11 protein-coding genes are annotated in these 14,384 nt (G+C 72.5%); 3 read left to right on the forward strand and 8 right to left on the reverse strand.

Annotation, left to right across the window (positions count from 1 at the left end):
* Positions 1 to 88: 88 nt before the first annotated feature.
* Both O7621_RS02340 and O7621_RS02345 read left to right on the forward strand, forming a co-directional pair.
* Positions 89 to 667: a helix-turn-helix domain-containing protein gene (locus O7621_RS02340; protein WP_282232523.1), complete on the forward strand. Its 579-nt coding sequence runs from the start codon at positions 89 to 91 to the stop codon at positions 665 to 667.
* Entirely contained in the window at positions 664 to 1,887 is a 1,224-nt protein-coding gene (locus O7621_RS02345; RefSeq protein ID WP_282232524.1) for a retropepsin-like aspartic protease, read from the forward strand. Before O7621_RS02340 ends, O7621_RS02345 begins: the two co-directional genes overlap by 4 nt.
* A 77-nt stretch (positions 1,888 to 1,964) precedes the next feature.
* On the opposite strand, the gene O7621_RS02350 is transcribed toward O7621_RS02345, so the two are convergent.
* From O7621_RS02350 to O7621_RS02370, 5 genes are all read right to left on the reverse strand, one after another.
* On the reverse strand, positions 1,965 to 2,375 hold the full coding sequence (locus tag O7621_RS02350; protein WP_281552877.1) for a type II toxin-antitoxin system VapC family toxin: 411 nt from the start codon (positions 2,373 to 2,375) through the stop codon (positions 1,965 to 1,967).
* Positions 2,372 to 2,650, reverse strand: coding sequence for a type II toxin-antitoxin system prevent-host-death family antitoxin (locus O7621_RS02355; RefSeq protein ID WP_281552875.1), 279 nt, complete (start codon positions 2,648 to 2,650; stop codon positions 2,372 to 2,374). The genes O7621_RS02350 and O7621_RS02355 overlap by 4 nt, the downstream gene beginning before the upstream one ends.
* A gap of 137 nt (positions 2,651 to 2,787) precedes the next feature.
* Entirely contained in the window at positions 2,788 to 3,732 is a 945-nt protein-coding gene (locus tag O7621_RS02360; protein WP_282232525.1) for an acyltransferase domain-containing protein, read from the reverse strand.
* 84 nt (positions 3,733 to 3,816) lie between these two features.
* Entirely contained in the window at positions 3,817 to 4,638 is an 822-nt protein-coding gene (locus tag O7621_RS02365) for an SAM-dependent methyltransferase (RefSeq protein WP_282232526.1), read from the reverse strand.
* A 158-nt stretch (positions 4,639 to 4,796) separates the two neighbouring features.
* Positions 4,797 to 5,366, reverse strand: a complete 570-nt coding sequence (locus O7621_RS02370) for a TetR family transcriptional regulator (protein ID WP_281552872.1) — start codon at positions 5,364 to 5,366, stop codon at positions 4,797 to 4,799.
* Positions 5,367 to 5,487: 121 nt separating this feature from the next.
* Between O7621_RS02370 and O7621_RS02375 the strand changes: the two genes are divergently transcribed.
* On the forward strand, positions 5,488 to 6,396 hold the full coding sequence (locus O7621_RS02375) for an SDR family oxidoreductase (protein ID WP_282232527.1): 909 nt from the start codon (positions 5,488 to 5,490) through the stop codon (positions 6,394 to 6,396).
* A 21-nt stretch (positions 6,397 to 6,417) separates the two neighbouring features.
* Here O7621_RS02375 and O7621_RS02380 read toward each other — a convergent pair whose 3' ends face one another.
* From O7621_RS02380 to O7621_RS02390, 3 genes are all read right to left on the reverse strand, one after another.
* The gene (locus O7621_RS02380; RefSeq protein ID WP_282232528.1) at positions 6,418 to 8,766 is read right to left on the reverse strand and encodes a 2OG-Fe(II) oxygenase; all 2,349 of its coding nucleotides are present in this window, start codon (positions 8,764 to 8,766) and stop codon (positions 6,418 to 6,420) included.
* Positions 8,767 to 8,862: 96 nt separating this feature from the next.
* Complete coding sequence (locus tag O7621_RS02385; protein WP_282232529.1) at positions 8,863 to 10,173, reverse strand: TIGR02679 family protein; 1,311 nt, start codon at positions 10,171 to 10,173, stop codon at positions 8,863 to 8,865.
* A complete protein-coding gene (locus O7621_RS02390; RefSeq protein ID WP_282232530.1) occupies positions 10,170 to 14,378 on the reverse strand; it encodes a TIGR02680 family protein in 4,209 nt (1,402 codons plus the stop codon). Before O7621_RS02390 ends, O7621_RS02385 begins: the two co-directional genes overlap by 4 nt.
* Between the last annotated feature and the right edge of the window lie 6 nt (positions 14,379 to 14,384).

The raw sequence follows: 14,384 nt of genomic DNA on the forward strand, positions 1-14,384 counted from the left end.
CCGCCCGCGCGGGGGGCGTCGTTGACAGCGTTGCAGCCGACTTTGTACGCTAGTACGAAATTCCGGAACAACGATCAGGGGTGACCGGGTGGCATCGGATTCAACGGAACTGCGGATCGCCGCGCTGGAGCGGCGCGTCGAGCAGTTGGAAACGGCGGCAGCCCGGGGCGGCGGTGGGTCAGGCACCGGTCGAGCAGCCGGAAGCGAAGCGTTGGGGCTGCTCGACCGGCTACGTGAGCAGCGTGCCGAGGCATCCGGAGAGCCGACGGAGACCGGCTCGATCACCTATGCGGGGGCAGCCGGTTTCGGCCGCCGCGAATACCAGTGGGTCATGGAGCATCGCGTCCAGGATCTCGCCGCCGCCGACTGGGCAGCCGCCGCCGGCACGCTCGAATCCCTCGGCAGCCCGGCACGCCTGGCCCTGCTCGCCGCACTGCTCGGCGCGCCACGCACCCGTACGCAGCTGCAGGAGGTGCTCGGCGAAAGTTCGACCGGACACCTCTACCACCATCTGCGCGTCCTGCAGACGGCCGGCCTGCTCGCCCAGCCCCGCCGTGGCGAGTACGAGCTGACCCCGCGAGCAGTCATCCCTCTGCTGACCATCATCGCCGCAACTTCCGACCTCGGCACCGGCGGCCAACCGCCGCCAGCGCAGGAGGAGCGGTGAGCCGGCACCGAGGGCTGCTGCCGAGTGGGTCCGCCCGCGCCGCGTGGCGGGCGTGGACCCGGGGAGACGTCAGCGAGGTCGAACGGCTGGCGACGCAGGTGAGCCCTCGGCAACGCGCGCACCTGCTGTTCCTCACCGACTACGTGTGCGGACGCTACGAACAGGCGCTGGCACACCACGCGACGCTGCGACCAGGGCCGCTGGGCTTCAGGCGGTTGGACGGGCTCGTCGCGCAGGCCCTGCTGCATCTGGACAGACCAGCCGAAGCGGCGGCGTACCTGCGCCGGCGACGGCCGCGACGACCGACAGCGCCGGACCTTCAGCTGCGAGTGGACCACCCGCTGACAAGCAGCCTCGGCCGCACCACGACACTGCCGTTCGCCGACCACGCGTTGGCGCCGTACCTGCCGGCGGTGGCCGCGACCATCGACGGCCACCAGGTGAACGCCGTCATCGACACCGGCGGACCTTTCCTCGTCATGGGCACCCCGCGCGCCGACGCGCTCGGCATCCGGCTCGTCGCCACCGGCCGGCACTACCACGGCACCACCCGCGCCGACAGCTACACCGGGCTCGCCCACGAGCTGGCCCTCGGCGACGCCACGCTGACCAACGTGCCCGTCGAGGCGATGCCCACGTTGAAAGGCGGCCAGGATGTAGTGGTCATCGGCACCAACGTGCTGCAGCGGTTTCTCTCCACCGTCGACTACCCCGGCGAACGGCTGCTCCTGTCGCCCCGTCGCGACCCCGGCGGGTTAGCCACGCATCAGGCGTTGCTCGGCACTTGGCCCGAGGCCGCACGCATTCCGTTCCACCTGTGGAGTGACCATTACATGTTCGCCCGTGGCGGTTTCGGCGACCGCCAGGATCTCAACTATTTCATCGACTCCGGGCTCGCGTACGTCGTCCGGGGCGACGACGGATCGCCGCCCCGGCAGGCCTGCCTGTACGCGACAGCCCGGCGGTACCGCTCCTGGGGAGTCCCCCGTGCCCGCGCCGCCGGCCCGCACTTCGACACCGACGCACCGATCTCACTCGGCCCGCTGCGGCAGCAGCGGCAGTTCGTAGCCACCGCACCGGGTAGACGTGCACCGTGGGCGTCGTTCGGCGGCGTCCGGATCGACGGTCTGCTGTCGCACGCCTTCCTGAGCAGGTACGCCTGGACCATCGACTTCGACCGGCACGAGTACGCCTTCCGCCAGCCGGCCCAGCCCTCGTGAGACAGGGCGGCGAAGGCGGACCCGGCAAAGTCGGTACACCCTGGGTAACGGTGGTGGCGGTACCTCGCCTTCGTGGGTCAGTTCTGGCCGGGGCTTGCTACGGGTAGTCCTGCTTCCTTGGCATGGTCGAGCAGCCGCCGGTCGTAGGTCACGAAGGCAGTGAGTGCCGTGCCGGACTCGTTGGTCAGCACCTGGGCGGTGGCCAGGTGGATGGCGTCGAGGCTGCGGAGCGTCGGCTCGGCGAACGCGGCTGCGGTCGCCCGAATCGTGCTGTCGATCTCGAGTCGGAACAGCCGTCCGACGGCAGCCGGCACGCCGATCAACGCTTGCGGAGCTGCTCGGCGCAGCGCTCTGGGCACTTCCACCTCGACGAGAGCGGAGGAGACCAGCGGCACATCGTCGTGCTTGTTGAGCCAGGAGACAAGGTCGGCGCTGCACACCTCCTGCCGAACCAGCTTGACGACGGCAGCTGAATCGAGATAGATCACCAGCGCTCCTCGTCACGCATCGCGACAAGCGAGGCGGCCACGTCCACATCCTCGTCACCGAGCTTCGGGGGAAGCGGCACAGAGCCGCCGCCGGTGGGGGCGACGGCTCGCCCCGCCGCTACCAGCTTCGCCAACACCGACCGGTCGTCGCCTACCGGGACGAGTCGGGCGATCGGGTGTCCGCGGTCGGTGATCTCGACAGTCTCGCCACCACTCACCCGAGCCAACACCTGACTCGTGTTCTGATTCAGCTCTCGGACACCGATGCGCTCCATGGACACGAGTGTAGAACTAGATGTTCTACGTTTCCAGCTCCTGGTGATCCGGCGACAGCAGACAGCCGGTCGGCCGTCACCGCCTCGTTTCCGCCTCGGCCGTCGCGGTTACCGAGCCGGGCGCAGAGCAGGCGTGGTCAGATCGGGAATCGGCCGCGGCGCCACTGCCAGTGGCGGCCGGCCGTCAGGTGGTCGACGACGGCGCGTTGCAGCACGGTACGGCGTGGTAGCGCGTCGAGCGGCGTGGTCAGCGTGCGGAACACGAACCGCAGCACCTCGACGTCGGCGTCCGGCCCGTCCGGCTCCTGGTACGGCTCCAGCTCGAACCGACGCTGGAACCGGACGATGTTCGAGTCCGCCGGCAGGTACTCCCGCAGCTGCGGGTCGAGCAGCCACGACCCGCAGGCGAACGCCGCGTACCGCTCGTCGGGGAAGTGTCGGGGGAAGAACGCGCGGGCCGCGTCGAGTGACGCGCTGACCGCCTCCGGGGTCAGCGGCCCCGCGTCGGGGATGTGCAGTTCGATGGCGCTGTCGCTGCGGTGGTGCTGCAGCCGGCCCAGCTCGTAGAGGCTGCCGCGCACGTGCAGGGTCAGCCAGGCCTGCATCACCGGCCAGCCCTCGCCACGCATCCGCCGGTCGATGGCGAGGTTGCGGCCCAGGTCCGCGAGGGTCGCCCAGGACACGGCGTCGGCGATGCCGTGGGCGCGGTGGTACGCCCGGACGACGTCGACCAGGGCCAGGTACGCGTACGCGTAGAGGTGCCGCCAGGCGGGTCCCCGGTCGCGGGGCAGCTCCGGGCCGGGTGCCAGCCAGCCGTAGCCGCCGAGGTCGGCCCGGACCAGGGCGATTGTCCGGTCGAGCAGCCAGCGCAGCTCCGGCGTCCACAGCGGCGAGTCGGGATCCGGCCAGCCGGCCATGATTTCGGCGGCGTCGTCCGGCCGCACCGCGAGCCGGTCCAGGATCGCGGGCGCGTCGGCCCTGGCCGGCAGCGGAGCCGACGGCCGGTCACCGGCGAGCCGGTGCACCCGCTCGACGTCGGCGACGGGCACCCCGAGCCGGGCGGCGGTCTCGTCCAGGTCCACCCGGACGACGCTACCGCCCAGGTCGCCCTTTCCGGCGTGCTGCGGGCGGCTCGCCTCCGGCGATGGCACTGCCCGGTGTGGCGGTCAGGGAATTCGGGCGACCGCACCGTACACCGACACGTCGGCTGCCGCCGGACGTGGCTGGTCCGGCTCGTCGGCGCGCCAGTCGCTCACCACCCCGATCCCGGGTGGTACGAGGTCCAGGCCCTCCACCAGCGCGGCGAACTCGGCGCGTTCCCGGGGCCAGATGTCGGTCTGCCCGGCAGCCAGCATCCGGTCGTAGACCGCTGCGATCGGTGCCGGGAGGAAGTCCTTGGTCGCATTGCTGACGACCAGGTAGCTGCCCGGCGGCAGCGCGTCGACAAGCTCGGCGACGACCGGTGCGGCCGCCCCTCGACCCGGCAGGAAGTGCAGTACCGCGACGAGCATCAGCCCGACCGGCTTGGACAGGTCCAGAGTGGCGAGCAGGTCGGGATGGTTGAGGATCTTGCCGGGCTCGCGCAGATCGGCCTCGATGTAGGACGTTCTACCCTGGGTGGTGCTGGTCAGCAGGGCCCTGGCGTGCACCATCACCATCGGATCGTTGTCGACGTACACCACCCGCGACTCCGGCGCGATCGCCTGGGCGATCTCGTGCGTGTTGTCTGCGGTGGGCAGGCCGGTGCCGATGTCGAGGAACTGCCTGATCCCGGCCTCGGCGGCCAGGAACCGGGTCGCCCGGCCGAGGAAGCGGCGGTTCTCTCGCGCCGCGATCGGCGCGCTCGGCCAGGCCGCCGCGATCTGGTCCGCCGAGGCCCGATCGACGGCGAAGTTGTCCTTCCCACCGAGCCAGTAGTTGTATCGGCGGGCCGGATGCGGCACCGAGGTGTCGAGCCGGTCGAACAGCGTTGCGTCGTGGTCGGCCATGAGAACCTCCGGAACCCAGTTGAGTACGCCGGGCCGTCGGCCGTCGCGCCGACGGCCAACGGGCGACCGAGCTTACTGGACGGTTCACTGTGCGCTGGCCCGGCGGGCGCACCGTCGTCCCGCGACAGCCGTCAAGCCGGCAGCGTACCGCGCGGCAACTACCGTCGAACAGGCGAGGTGATCGCCTGTAGTTCGCTGGCGACCTCGGCGATCAGGTCGGTGAGCGAGTCGCGGTTGCCGGGCTCGACCCAGCGGGTGTACGCGACCCGGAACACGGTGACACCCGACTCGGTGGCCAGGGTCGCCGCGGTCTGGTCAAGGCCCTTGGCGCACAGCGCGGCAACGACCGCGGCCGCCAGCGAGCCCATCTTACGCAGCTCACGTTCCTGCAGCTCGGGACTGCTCTCGATGATGGTCTGGCGCACCCGGACCAGCTCGAGACGGTCGGCGAAGATCTCCTCCGCCACTTGACGGAACGCGGCGACGACCGCTTCGAAGGGGGCGGCGTCCGTCTCGGTCACCGCCTTGACGAGCAGGTCCTCCAGTTGCTCGCTGCCGCCGAACAGCGCCTCGCGTTTGTCGCCGAAGAGCCGGTAGAAGGTGCGTTTGTCGAGGCCGGCGCGGGTGGCGATGTCGGTGACCGTGGTCTGTTCGAAGCCGCGTTCACGGAACAGCTCGAAGGCGGCCGCCTCCAGGCGGCCGCGTGCGTCCGGTTGCCAGCGGGCCATGCCGCGATGGTATCCGATGTCACACTACGACATCTTCTTGATCCAAGCCATGTCGCATGGTGACATCACAAGGTAGGGTGATGTCACAAGGCGACATCGGTACTCACGAAGGAACACCAACATGCGCGTATTCGTCACAGGCGCCTCCGGCCACCTCGGCTCGGCGGTCGTGCCGGCCCTGATCTCCGCCGGCCACGACGTCGTCGGCCTGGCCCGCTCCGAAGCATCCGCTGCCGCGATCGAGAAACTGGGCGCCGGGACGCGTCGCGCCGACCTGTCCGACCTCGACGTTCTGCGCACCGAAGCGAACGCCGCCGACGGCGTCATCCACCTGGCGTTCCGTCACGACCTCCTGCTCACCGGCGACCTGACCGGCGCCGCCGGTGCCGACCTGGCCGCCCTCCACGCACTCGCCGACGGTCTGAGCGGCTCCGGCAAGCCGCTGGTCGGCACGGGCGGCACAGCCATGCTCGCGATGGGCGGAATCGTCGACCGCCCCGGCACTGAACACGACGCTCTCCCGAGCGGCTACCGGGTCGACGCGGAGAACTTCGTGGTCGGCCTCGCCTCCCACGACGTGCGCTCCTGCGTCGTCCGGCTCGCTCCGACGGTGCACAGCCCGCTCGACCGCAACGGTTTCGTCACCGTCCTCGTCGCCGCCGCCCGGCAGCACGGGTACGCGGCGTACGTCGGCGAAGGCACAAACCGGTGGCCGGCCGTACACACGCTCGACGCGGCCGACCTCTACCGGCTCGCCCTCGAAAAGGCCCCGGCCGGCTCCCGCCTGCACGCCGCCGCCGACGAAGGAGTCCCCTTCCGAGAGATCGCCGCCGCCATCGCCCGCAACCTCGACGTGCCGGTCCGCAGCATCAGCCCCGAGGAAGCCGACGACTACTTCGGCTTCCTCGGGCCGTTCGCCCAACTGGACAATCCGACGTCGGCCGCGATCACCCGGGAACTCCTGGGCTGGTCCCCCAGCCGCCCCGGCCTCATCGCCGACCTGCACGACGGGCACTACTTCCAGGCGTGACGTCCCCGACGCGATTAACGCTCAGCCGAGGTCCTCCGGGCCCAGGGAGAGCCAGGCCAGGTCTTCCTGGGCGCGGCGGCGGGCCTCGCGTTCGCGGTCGAAGAGCGCGTCGGTCTTGCGCAGGACCAGAGTGTACGGTCGCCCGCTGCGCCGGGTCTGATGGTCGACGGGCAGGTCAGCCTGGTCGACGCGGGAGTGGACGTGGCGGCGGCGCTGCTCGGCCAGCGGCCACTCGAAGGTGCGGCGCGCCGGATCGCCGAGGAACGCCACCAGGGTGGCGCACAGCTCACAGTCGCATCCCTTGGGCAGTTCCACCGACCAGTCGTCGGCGGCCCGAGCCGGCCGGGCGAGCTGCCGCTCGAGCCGCCGGGCGACGTGCGCGGCGAGGGTGTCGATGCCGGCCACCTGCTGCCCCGCCTGGTCCGGTGCGGTCGCGCGGGCGGCCCGCAGCGTCGACATCGCGCAGGCAAGCACGTCGTCCTCGTCCCGGCAGAGGAACTCGACCGCCGGGTCAGCCAGGTCCGCCGTACCGAGGCTGGCGGCACCGGCCAGGACGACGGCGATCTGCGGCCCCAGGTCCGCGAGGTACCTGCGCCGGTCGCGGGCCGCCGGGTAGGTCAGCAGTCCTCCGGCCCGGCCGTGCAGCTCGGACCAGACGCCGGCCACCAGCAGCCGGCCGACCAGCACACCCCCGGTGTCGCGGGTGGCACGCAGCGCCGCGCACATCGCGGGCAGCGATGCCAGCCAGTCCGGGGTCTGCTTGTCGAACAGCGACGAACGGGACAGCCAGTTCCGGCCGAACCAGCCGTTGACCCGCTCCCGGGTCCAGGACTCGCCGTAGCGGGTGGCGAGGCGAGCGAGCACCGGGGCGTCGGCCGGTGCCAGCGCCTCCACCCGCAGCGGCGCGAGCAGCATGGCTGCCAGGTCCGGCTCGTCGAGCCCCCAGGCGACCGCCAGTGCCCGCCCGGCGACAAGCTCACCGGCGGCCGCCGGGGGGACCCGCCAGAACGAGGCGAGCGTGGCGGCGCTGCTCCGGGCACCGGCGACGTCCCCGGCGCGCAGCAGACCGGCGAGCCGGTCGAGGGCCCAGCCTGGCGACGCCTGCGCCCGGATCGCGAAGGTCCACCGTCGCGGCCACACGACGATCGCCGCCCGGCGGTACCACCGGTCCAACGTGTTGCCGTAGTTGCCCATGTACCCCTCGTACTCAGACGAGTGGGGTGACAGGTTCGCGGTGGGCGTCGTGGCGCACACCTCGTCGTCGGAAATCCGCAGCGATGTGGGCACCACCTCGCCGGACTCGTCCAGCCAGCAGTCGAGGGTCATCGACGAATCGATGAGCTCTTCGAGCTCGTACTCGCCCGACCCGCTCCCGCCGCTGGGTTCCTCGTCGTTTCGATACCGGCCGTACCGACTCCGGCCCCGACCCCAGCGGCCCCATGATTCCTCGGGGTCGAGGGCGCTCCAGGTCTCCTGCAGCTCCGCCAACGCCAGAGTGACCTCACAACCGGCTGCCTGCGCGGCCGCCCGCACCGCTGCGGCACGGCCGACGTCGTCGCCCTTGAGCCGGTCCCAGCCCAACGCCCGCTGGGTGTACTCGTGGTCCAGCAGGTAGACCAGCCGGGCGGGCTCGTCGGTCGGTTCCGCGAAGTGATCGTCCAGGCAGCCGGCCAGTCCGGTGACCAGGTCCTGACCCAGCGAGCCGGCGGCCAAGGCGACCGGGTCACCGGCGAGCAGCAGGTTGTAGGTCAACACGATCCGGTGGCCCGCCGTCACCGGCGACACCTGGTGCCGGCAGTCGGCGTAGAACGCGACGAAGGTCAGCTCGTCCGGTGATGATTCGTAGGCCCCGGTCCGGCCGGCGTGCTCAATCGACAGCACGCCGCCGGCCGTCTTCGACGGCAGCGTCACCACCAGGGTGCCGACCATGGCATCGGCCTTCTCCGAATCCTGATGTGGCGCGAAGAACTGGCCGGGCGCGTACACCAGCATCGAGTGCAGCTCGGCGACCAGCTCGCACCCCTGCGGCAGGCCGAGGTCGGCCCGGAGCTGGTCCAGCATCGGGTGGAGCGTCTCGTGCCACCGCTGTTCGTCGATGTCGACGAGGCTCGTCGGGATCTCCCACGTGTCGCGGACCCCGGCGTCCGTCAGCGTCTGCTCACCCTTGCCGAACCTGGCCGGCCGGCCAACTGAGCACAGCTGCTTCGCCTGCTCGGCGGCCGCCGGCAAAGCGATCGGCCCGACACCGCGCACCGCGAGCCTCAGATTATGGGGTGACGCGGTACGACGTGCGCTGAACGCGCCAGCCGGGCCAACGGTGCCCAGTAGCGCGGCCAGTCGGTCAGGCGGGGTCACGGGGGATGCTGGCACGCGCAGACTCTAGGCCAGACAATCCGGTAGGGCCACTCGCACGTCCGTTCAGCGGACAACCGGTGCGACAGTCGACTATGGGCAGGAAATCACGCGCTACTGGGCACCGGACAGGTCGGCGAGGAGGGTGTCGAGGACCAGCTCCTCCTCGACCCGCGTACCGTGCCGGCTCATCGCAGCGGTCAGCTCCGCGTCCCAGCCGGCGTCGACCGGCCGGCCGGTCAACGTCCCCGAGACGGCGCCCACCACGGCCGCGCCCGCCACCGCCGCCCGGTACGCGGTGGCGTCGTAGCGCCACGGCTGCCACGGCACCCGGGAGCGCAACAGGTTGGCGATCCGTACCCCGCCCCAGTCGAAGTCGCCGTGGTAGCGCAACCGCGCGCCACCGGCCGTCAGGCCGGTCAGCAGCCGCAGCGCCGCCGTGCTCGGCTGGCCGTTGACGCAGACCAGCGGCGGACACTCCGGACCGAGCAGGTCGGCCGCCGCGGCCAGCACCGTCGGGTTCTCGCAGACGTGGACGGTGCCGGCCGGGAAAGTCGACCGCTCCCGGCCGAGTTGGCGCAGGGTCAGCACGAGCGGCTCACCGGCCGTCGCGGCGGGCGCCGTCAGGGCGGACAGCCGGCTGCCCGGACTCGCCACGACGTTGAGCGTCAGTACGGTCGACGATAGTTCGTCGACAAGGACACCGGCGCTGTCCCACAGCGCCCGCCGCCGCTGCGCCGGAGACGTCGGTTCGTCGTCGCCGGGCCACCAGACGGCCCGCACCGCCGACAACACGACAGTCGCCAGCGGACGGTCGGCGTCGAGGGCATGCGCGTCGCCGGTGGTCTGCGCGGCGAGCCGGGCCAGCGGGGCCCCGTCGGCAGGCAACGCCGCCAGCACCGCCACCAGGTGCTCGACGAGCCGGGCCGCCGCGTCCGGCGTACCGGACAGTCGGCGGGCCAGCGCGACCGTGGTGCGGTCGCCGCACCAGTCGGCCAGGTGCGGCGCGCGGCGGCCGAGCCGGTCCAACGGCTCCAGCACGGTACGCCAGGCGGCGTCGGCGGCGGCGCGGACCTCGGCGGTCACCGGCACCGGCCCGAGGAGGGTCTCGACGGCGGCGGCCAGCCCGTCCGGGTGCAGGCCGCTGCGGCGGACCACCTGGTCGAGGTCGTCGAGGTTGACCGTCAGCGAGGTGCCCCGGCCGGGTGGCCGCCCAAGCAGCCGTTGCACCGCCAGCCGCTCGGCCGGTGTCGGCTGGCTCAGCGAGATCGTGCCGGTCAGCGGCCGGCCGTGGGCCATCCGCTGGCGGAGCCGCTGCACGACCCGTTCGGTGTCGGCCCCGCCGAGCTGCCGGCGCAGCCGATCGAGATCCGGCCCGACCACATCGAGATCCGGCCCGACCACATCGCCGTCCGGTCCGGTCACTCGGCGGACCACAGAGCGGGCTGCTCCGAGCCGTCAGATCCGGTTGGGTCCGGTCGGGTCGGGTCGGGTTCGCCGTCCGGGCGGGTCGGTCGCTGCTGCGGTACCGCCAGCTCGACCCGAGGCATCCGGTGCCGTTCCCGCCCGTCCCACCGCCACGGGGTGACCAGGACGGCGTCGATGCCGTCGTGCCGGGCCAGCTGCGCGATGCCCAGTCCGGGCACCTGCGGATAGCAACCCCACTCCCGCTCGCTGGTCATCACCACGTCCAGGTCGAAGGTGGCGAGCAGCCCGAGGCACTTGGCCCGGGAGTCGTCGTCGACCCCGGCGAACGCCTCGTCGAGGGCGATCAGCCGCGGCGCGTGCGCATTGCCCGCCGACCCGTAGTACGAGGACGCGGCGGCGAACAGCGGGATGCTGGCGGCCAGCACCCGTTCACCACCGGAGGCCGGGCCGGTGGCCGGCCGCCACTGCCCGTCCTGGTGGCGTTGGATTGCGAACTCGTGCCAGGCCCGGTAGTCCAACGCCCGGGTGAGCTGCTCGTGCCAGGTCGCCGCCTCGTCGCGCAGCCGTTCCCGGCTGATCTGTTCCTGCAGGAACGCGCCGATCGCTCGACGGTCGGCGTCGTTCCAGACGTCGGTGCTCTGCCGCAGCTGCCGGGCGCGCAGCTCGGCCAGGCCGGGCGGGGCGTCGCGGGTGGGCCGCCACAGCAGCCGCAGCCGCATGCCGGTGGAGGTGGGCCGCTCCTCCAGCTCGCCGTTCATCGTCGCAACCTGCTGCTCGGCGCCGGCGACCAGCTCCTGCAACGCTCCGGCGACCTCGTTGACCAGGTGGGTCTCCAGCACCTCCCGCTCGTGGGCGGAGAGCACCCGCTGCCGTTCGTCGATTTCGGTGACCAGGGCGGCGGACAGGTCCGCGACGGAGCGGCCGTGCCCCTGGAACACCACCTCCACGATCATGGTGTCCTCGCGGACGGCGGGCAGCACCTGGTGTCCGTGCCGGGACAGGCTGTCGGTGAGCACCTTCATGTCCAGGCTGACCTGGTGCTGGATCCGTTCCCAGGGGCGGTCACCGTCGTCGACGTCGGCGAGCAGCCGGTCGACGCCGCGCGCCACGGCCACCGCCGGGGTCGTCGCCCACGGCTGTCGGGTGTCCGGTAGTTCCTGCTCGGGGCAGGCCAGGGCGATCAGGCCGGTGTCGGCGAAGGCCCGCAGCACTTCGACGGCGGCGTCCCGGGTGGCGGTGGCCCCGTCGAGTTCCTCGGTCAGCCGGTCCCGTCGCCCGTCGGCGTCGCCCCGGGCACCCCAGGCGTCGCGTTCGCGCTGCCGGGTCTCCCGGCTTTCCCACTGGCACTCCTGCTCGGCGTCGGCCACCTCGCGGAGCTGGCGTTCCAGGTCGGCGACGGTCGCGCCGGCGGTCGCGTCCAACGTCTCGAACTCCACCCGGGCCAGCCGGGCCGCCTCGGCCGCCTCGGCCGACTCGATCGCGGCCGGTTCGAGCTTCTCCTGCTTCTCCTCGTAGGTGCGGGACGCCTCGGCGCGGCGTCGCGTCGCGTCGCGTACCCCGGTCAGGGTGGGCCACCAGGCGGCCAACGTCACCTGGTAGTCCTGCAGCCCGTCGCGAACCTCCGCCAGCCCGTCGGCGTCGTGTGGCAGACCCACGTCGTCGGCGAACTCGGTCGCCTCGGCCAGCGCCGTCTGCGCCGCCGAGACCGCCGTACGGTGCCTCGCCGCCGCCTCGTCACGTCGGCAGGCGGTGTCCCGGCGCAACTGGTGGGCGCCACGGACCAGGGTGTGCGCCTCGCGTAGTGGCTGGTCGGAGGGGAGACTCTCGGTCTCGTGGCCGACCGCCCGCCGACGTTCGTCCAGTCTGGTGCGTTGCTCGGCGAGGTCGGCCGACACGGCGGCGAGTTCGTCGGACTCGGCGCGCAGCGCAGCGATCCGGGCCCGGCGGGCCGCTTCCCGGGCGCCGTCGCCGATGTGCTCCGCGTCCGGTTTGGTCCACCGGCCGGTGACGACGCCGATGCCGAAGCCGCCGTCGGTGTCGACCCAGGTCGCCGCACCGGACTCCGCGCCGAGGCCGATCGCGGCGAGGACGGCGGCGACGGTCGGCCCGGTCAGCGCGGCGGCGTGCGGGTCGGCGTCGTCGATGGCCGGACGCAGCAGCGTCCCGAGGTTCGTCGCCACCTCGTCGGTTGGTCGCAGCAGCGCGTCGCCGCTGTCCGGGTCGCGGACCGTGCCGTCCGGGTCGATCCACGCGTCGAGCACCCCGGCGGCTTCCAGCGCCGCCTCGATGCCGGCACGCACCTGCGGCGGCACGCCTTCAACGAAGTCGACGACCCGCCACAGTGGTGCGCCGGGCCGGTCGAGGCGCAGCTGCGGGGACCGGGTGTGCGGTGCCGGTGGCGGCTGGTGCGCCCCGTCGGTCAGCCGACGCAGCTCGGCGTCGATCTCCCCGACCCGGTCGGCGACCCGCCGTTGCTCGGCCTCCACCGCCGCGTCGGCGCGGGCGATCGCCTCGGCGGCTGCCCGGCTGGCGGCGGTCACCTCCCGGGCGGCCGGGTTGTCCCCGTCGAGTGTGCTCACCCAGGAGTCGAGCCGGCCGAGCACCGCCTCCGGGTCGGCGATCGACAGCTCGACCAGCCCGGTCAGGTACTCGCCGGTGCGCCGTACCAGGGTTTCGCCCTGTTCGGCGGCGGCGGTCTCGGCGTCGGTGACCGCCTCGTCGGCCGCCGCCACCTCGGCGGCCAGCCGGTCGACCTCCTCCCGGGCGCGGTCTGCGAGGGTCCGGGCCGACTCGGCGGCCGCGCGGAGCCGATCGAGGGTACGCAGCGCGGCCCGCCGATCCTGGACCAGCTGGCCGGCGGCGCGGCGCGCCTCGTCGAGCCCATGGGCGGAGTCGTCCGGCAGGGCGGCGAGGACCCGGTCACGGTGCCGGTCGGCGATCCGCGCCGCCGCCGCACCGCCGGCCACCCGGGTACGGGCCGCCGCCTCGTCCCGCTGGGCCGACTGAAGCTCCTGCGCCGTCTGCTCGGCGGTACGCCGGGTCCGGGCCGCCTCCGCCTCGACGTCACGCAGGCGTTTGGCCTGCTGGTCGGCGAACGTCGCCCGCTGATCGGCCGCCTCCCGCAGCCGACGCAGATGCTCGGCGCTACGCGCCTCGGGGCTTTCCGCCAGCGCCCGTCGGCGCGCCTGCAGCTCGGTGGCGCGCGCGTCCAGCTCGGCCAGTTTGACCTCGGCCTGGCGTACCGCCCGGTCGGCCTGCTCGTGCGCCCGCTGCGCGTCGCCCAGCTCGCGGCCCAGTTGCTCGTACCGGCTGTGCTGCTGCCGCAGCACCGCGGCCTTGCGTTTCGCCGCGATCCGCGCGTACTGCCGATAGCGGGTGAGGAAGTCGTCGGCGGCCTTCTTCGTCTCGCGCAGCTCGGTCAGCGTCTCCCGCTCGTCGTCGAGACCCCGGAACGCCTCGGCGACCTGGGCGATCAGGTTCTCGTCCAGCGGCGGCAGCGCGTCGCCGAGCGCCCGGGACAGGGTCTTCTCGTCCGGACGCTTGGACAGCTGCGGCTGCCGCAGCTTGATCAGCAGGGACACCAGCGCGTCGTACCGGTCGCCCAGGCCGAACAGTGCCTCGTCGACCGCCCGCCGGTAGTCGACGGCCCGGTCGTAGAGCATCCCCGCCGGGCCGATCGCGTCCCGCAGCCGGTCCCGGGTCGCCGCCGTACCGGTGGGGGTGAGCAGCTGCAGGTCGGCGACGACCCGTTGGCTGGTGACGAAGTACCAGTGCCGGGCGATTCCGCGCCCGGCCACCGCCTTCAGTCCGCAGCCGATGGTCAGGTACCGGGCGGTGCCGTCGGCGTCGCGGCGGCCGAACTCCAGCCAGGTGTAGCCGGTCCGCTCCGGGTGCGGGTGCCGTCCACCGAGCAGCAGGTTCCACTCCATCCGCTTGTGCGGATCCCCGTCGGGCTCCACCCGGTACGGTGTCAGCTCGCCATCCAACAGGAACGGTACGGTCAACGCGAGGACCTTCGATTTGCCGGTGCCGTTGTTGCCCCGCAGCAGCAGACTGCCGCCGTGGAAGTGGAACTCCTCCTGGTCGTAGTAGAAGATGTCCACCAGCCCGGCCCGCAGTGGCTGCCACCGTTCCCGGTCCGGCACCGGCAGCTTCCGGGCCGATATGGTCGTCGGTCCGGCGGTGGTGACTACGGCGGTCACGGTGAC

The organism is Solwaraspora sp. WMMD937 (genome assembly GCF_029581175.1).
Classification (GTDB): domain Bacteria; phylum Actinomycetota; class Actinomycetes; order Mycobacteriales; family Micromonosporaceae; genus Micromonospora_E.